The organism is Dietzia sp. DQ11-71, from assembly GCF_014144995.1.
Classification (GTDB): domain Bacteria; phylum Actinomycetota; class Actinomycetes; order Mycobacteriales; family Mycobacteriaceae; genus Dietzia; species Dietzia kunjamensis.
In genome coordinates, this window is sequence record NZ_JAALDT010000152.1 from 1 (window position 1) to 4,517 (window position 4,517).

Genomic DNA, 4,517 nt, shown 5'->3' on the forward strand with positions numbered 1-4,517 from the left:
GCCCGCGGCGGGCGGCGTCGATCCGGCAGCCGTCGCCGCGCTCGTGGAGGGCGCGGAGCGGTTGGCGCAGGAGATCTACGCGGGGGTCGTGGGCCGCACGCTGCGGTGATACGCAGCCGGTTCACGGAGGGCGAACTCCTACTGTTCATCGGTGGCGCCGAGGTCTACTGTTCGACCTCGTGACTGCGTATGGGCGGGTGTCACCGTCTGTGATGCGGCGGTGGGCGGGCTGGGCGACGTTGAGTCCGGTCCGGGTCGTCGCCCTGAGTTTCGCTGCGGCGATCGCGGTGGGGACCGGGTTGCTGCTGCTGCCCGCGGCGGTGGCGTCCGGGGGCGCCACCAGTGTGACCGCAGCGCTGTTCACGGCGACGTCGGCGATGTGCTTGACCGGGTTGATCGTGGTGGACACCCCTGTGCACTGGTCGGGATTCGGCCAGGCGGTCATTCTGGGCCTGATCCAGATCGGTGGCCTGGGGATCATGACCATGGCCTCGTTGGTGGGGTTGATGTTGGCGCACCGGATCGGGCTCAAGGCACGGTTGAACACCGCGGCCGAGGCCCGGGCGGCCGAACTCGGCGACGTGCGGGGCGTGGTCGTGGGCGTGGTCCGGATGAGTCTGCTGATCGAGGCGGTCACCGCGGCGGTTCTGGCGGTTCGTTTCGCGGTCGGGTACGACGAGTCGGTGCTGCGGTCGCTGTGGCTGGGCGTGTTCCATTCGATCTCGGCGTTCAACAACGCCGGGTTCGCGCTGTACAGCGACAATGTGATCGGCTTCGCCACCGATCCGTGGATCTGTGTGCCGTTGATGGTGGCCGTGATCCTGGGCGGGTTGGGCTTCCCGGTCCTGTTCGAGGTGGGGCGGCGCATCCGCCGGTCCGGGTCGGCGGCCCGGGAGCACCCGCGGTGGAGCCTGCACACCCGGCTGACCGTGCACGTCACGGTGATCCTGCTGCTGGCGGGGTTTGCGGCGGTCCTGGCGCTGGAGTGGACCCGCACGCTGCAATCGTTCGGTTTCGCCGACAAGGTCCTGGTGGCCGCGTTCCAGGGGACGATGCCCAGAACTGCCGGCTTCAACAGCGTCGACTACGCGCAGATGGACGATGCCACCCTGCTCGTGACCGACGTGTTGATGTTCATCGGAGGCGGCAGCGGAGGCACCGCGGGCGGGATCAAGGTGACGACCTTCGCGCTGCTGCTGTTCGTCATGGTCGCTGAGGTGCGGGGCGAGAAGACGGTCACGATCTTCGACCGTCGTGTGGACACCCGCGTCCAGCGCCAGGCGTTGGCCGTGGCCCTCATCGGTATCGGATTGGTGACGGTCTCGACCATCGTGCTCCTGGCGGGGACGCCGTTCGGGCTCAATGAACTGCTGTTCGAGGTCACCTCCGCGTTCGCCACGGTGGGGCTGTCCACCGGCATCACCGCGCGGCTTCCCGAGTGGGGTCAGTGGATACTGATCGGACTGATGTACCTGGGCCGGATCGGCCCGATCACCATGGTCAGTGCCCTGGCCGCTCGCCAGCGCGGACGACGGTACGACCTTCCCGCAGAAAGGCCTCTCATTGGCTAGGAAATCAGCGCCGGACGCCGTGGCAGTGCTCGGTCTGGGTCGGTTCGGCAAGTCGCTCGCCCTGGAGTTGATGTCCCAGGGCGCGGAGGTGTTGGGCGTCGACGCGAGCGATGCGGTCGTGCAGAAGATCGCCAACCGCCTCACCCACGCGGTGGTGGCCGACACCACAGACGAGGAGTCCCTACGTCAGTTGTCGGTGCACGAGTTCGATCGCGCGGTGGTGGGGATCGGCTCCGACCTCGAGGCCAGCCTGCTGACCGCCTCGGCCCTGATCAATATGGGCGTGGCCAACGTGTGGGCCAAGGCGATCAGCAACTCTCACGCCAAAATCCTCACGCAGATCGGTGTGCATCATGTCGTGCGGCCGGAACACGACATGGGCAAGCGGGTGGCCCACCTGGTCCGCGGCCGGATGATCGACTACATCGAGTTCGATGACGGATTCGCCATGGTCAAGACGACCGCCCCCGCGTTCGCGACGGGTCGCAGTCTCGGTGCGACGTCGATCCGCACGGACCACGGCGTGACCGTGGTGGCGATCAAGCGTCCCGGGGAGGGCTTCACCTACGCCGCCGCCGACACGATCCTGCACCCCGGAGACACCATCATCGTCTCCGGCAAGGTACGCGACACCGAACGCTTCGCGGAGCTGTCCTAGACCGCGACTCCCGTCCGTGAGGTGTGGGTTCTGTCGCTGACGCGAGGCCGCCGACTTTTGTGCAACTAGTTGCACAAAAGTCGGCGCGACCGTACGGTCGGGGGAGAAGTCTGCTCCGCCCCGCTCACGACAGGACTGCTCATGGCCCTTCCCTCAGTGCTCGCCGGCCCGCTCACCGTCCCGGTGGTCGCCTCGCCGATGTTCATCTACTCCGGCCCCGAGCTGGTGGCAGCGCAGTGTCAGGCGGGGGTGATCGGGTCGTTCCCGGCGCTCAACGCTCGGCCGCAGTCGGCGCTGGCCGAGTGGATCGAGCAGGTGCGGGAGAGCAACGAGGCGTTCGCCGCCGCTAACCCCGACCGGTACGTCGCCCCGTTCGCGGTCAACCAGATCGTCCATCGCTCCAATGATCGGCTCGAGCAGGACCTGGCCACCGTCGTCGAGCACGAGGTGCCGATCGTCATCACCTCCCTCGGTGCGCGCGAGGAGGTCAACGAGGCCGTCCATTCGTACGGCGGCATCGTCCTGCATGACGTGATCAACGACCGGTTCGCCCGCAAGGCCGTCGAGAAGGGCGCGGACGGGCTCGTCGCGGTCGCCGCAGGCGCCGGGGGACACGCCGGCACCCAGTCGCCGTTCGCGCTGGTCAGCGAGATCCGCGAGTGGTTCGACGGCCCGCTGCTGCTGTCCGGGGCCATCGCCCACGGTCGCTCGATCCTCGCCGCACAGGCGGCCGGTGCCGACCTCGCCTACGTGGGTTCGGCGTTCCTCGCGACCGAGGAGTCCCGCGCCACCGACGCCTACAAGCAGATGATCGTCGACAGCGGCGCCGGCGACATCGTCTACAGCAACCTCTTCACCGGTATCCACGGGAACTACCTGCGGGGCAGTATCGAGGCCGCCGGCCTGAACCCCGACGATCTGCCCGAGTCCGATCCCTCGGCCATGGACTTCGGCTCCGGGGGGACCACCGACTCCAAGGCGTGGCGCGACATCTGGGGCGCCGGTCAGGGCGTGGGCGCGGTGGACTCGGTCGGGACCGTCCGCGAGCTGGTCGAGCGGCTGCGGTCCGAGTACGACGACGCGGTGACGGCTCTCACCGCGGGTCTGCCCGCGACCCGCTGACCCGATGTCGCTGAAGTTCGCGATCCTCACCTCCCTCACCGAGCGGGAGGGCAGCGGCATCGAACTCGCCCGCCGGTTCGACAAGTCGATCGGGTACTTCTGGCCCGCGACCCACCAGCAGATCTACCGCGAGCTCGATCGGCTGGCGTCCGCGGGCCTCATCCACGAGCTGCCTCAGCAGGGACCGCCGCGGCGGGGGCAACCCAGGAGGTTCGCCGTCGCCGACACCGGCCGGGACCTGCTGGTGGAGTGGATCGGGGAGGACGACGAGCCCGAAACGATGCGCTCGAGCCTCGCGGTCCGTGTCCGCGCGGCCGCGGCCACGGGCAGGGTGGATGACCTTCGGCGGGCCCTCGGGTACCACCGCCGCCAGCGGGTGGAGAACCTACGGCGGTACCGGGAGATCGAGGAGCAGGACTTCGCGGACCGCGACCCCGTCGAGGTCCGGGGTGCGCTCCAGCACCAGGTGCTCAAGTTGGGCATCCAGGCGGAGCAGGCGTGGGTGGGCTGGTGCGACGAGACCCTCGACGTGCTGGATCGCATCAGTCGACCGTGAGCAGGATCTTGCCGTGGCTCTCGCCCGACTCCAGCAGGGCCAGTGCGTCTGCGGCCCGGTCGAGCGGGATCTCGCGGGAGACCCGGGTGGTGACGTCCCCTGCTGCGACCATCGGCCACACCTGGTCCACGACCTCCCGGCAGATGCCGGTCTTGCCGCCGGGGCCGTCCGCAGGTCGGGCCCGGAGGTTGGTCGCGAGGATGCCGGCCCTCTTGGGCAGTAACCGGCCCAGGTTGAGCTCACCCTTCACCCCGCCCTGCAGGCCGATGACGATGACGCGACCGTCCGGCGCCAGGGACGCGATGTTCTTCTCCAGGTACTTCGCGCCCATCACGTCCAGGACCAGGTCGACGCCGCGGCCGCGCTCGTCGTCGTCGGTCCAGTCCTTGACCCGTTCGACAAAGTCCTCGTCCCGGTAGTCGATCACCAGGTTCGCGCCCAGTTCGCGGCACATCTGCACCTTCTCCGGCCCGCCAGCGGTGGTGGCCACGCGGGCCCCGAGCGCGCGACACACCTGGATCGCGTGGGAGCCGATCCCGCCGGCACCGCCGTGGATCAGCACCCGCGGGGCGCCGAGGTCGGTGTCGCCCCAGCGGGCCTGCGCGGCCAG

General features: G+C 69.1%; 5 protein-coding genes. 4 read left to right on the forward strand and 1 reads right to left on the reverse strand.

Features of this window, described 5'->3' with window-relative positions; all coding sequences use genetic code 11:
• Positions 1 to 212: 212 nt before the first annotated feature.
• From G6023_RS06250 to G6023_RS06265, 4 genes are all read left to right on the forward strand, one after another.
• Positions 213 to 1,571 (forward strand): TrkH family potassium uptake protein, encoded by a 1,359-nt coding sequence (locus tag G6023_RS06250; protein WP_069389251.1) that lies wholly within the window; start codon positions 213 to 215, stop codon positions 1,569 to 1,571.
• 19 nt (positions 1,572 to 1,590) lie between these two features.
• On the forward strand, positions 1,591 to 2,229 hold the full coding sequence (locus tag G6023_RS06255; protein WP_061229485.1) for a potassium channel family protein: 639 nt from the start codon (positions 1,591 to 1,593) through the stop codon (positions 2,227 to 2,229).
• A 141-nt stretch (positions 2,230 to 2,370) separates the two neighbouring features.
• A complete protein-coding gene (locus G6023_RS06260) occupies positions 2,371 to 3,351 on the forward strand; it encodes an NAD(P)H-dependent flavin oxidoreductase (protein WP_069389250.1) in 981 nt (326 codons plus the stop codon).
• Positions 3,352 to 3,355: 4 nt separating this feature from the next.
• Positions 3,356 to 3,907 carry a PadR family transcriptional regulator gene (locus tag G6023_RS06265; protein WP_069389249.1) on the forward strand — a complete coding sequence of 184 codons (552 nt, stop codon included), beginning with the start codon at positions 3,356 to 3,358 and terminating at the stop codon, positions 3,905 to 3,907.
• Here G6023_RS06265 and G6023_RS06270 read toward each other — a convergent pair.
• Positions 3,894 to 4,517: zinc-binding dehydrogenase (locus G6023_RS06270; RefSeq protein WP_159148908.1), on the reverse strand; the 624-nt coding region annotated here is incomplete at its 5' end. The two genes, G6023_RS06265 and G6023_RS06270, sit on opposite strands and share 14 nt — an antisense overlap.

Coding starts and splice junctions, on each gene's coding strand:
- G6023_RS06260 (WP_069389250.1), top strand. CDS start 2,371: ATGGCCCTTCCCTCAGTGCTCGCCGGCCCGCTCACCGTCCCGGTGGTC.
- G6023_RS06265 (WP_069389249.1), top strand. CDS start 3,356: ATGTCGCTGAAGTTCGCGATCCTCACCTCCCTCACCGAGCGGGAGGGC.
- G6023_RS06250 (WP_069389251.1), top strand. CDS start 213: ATGCGGCGGTGGGCGGGCTGGGCGACGTTGAGTCCGGTCCGGGTCGTC.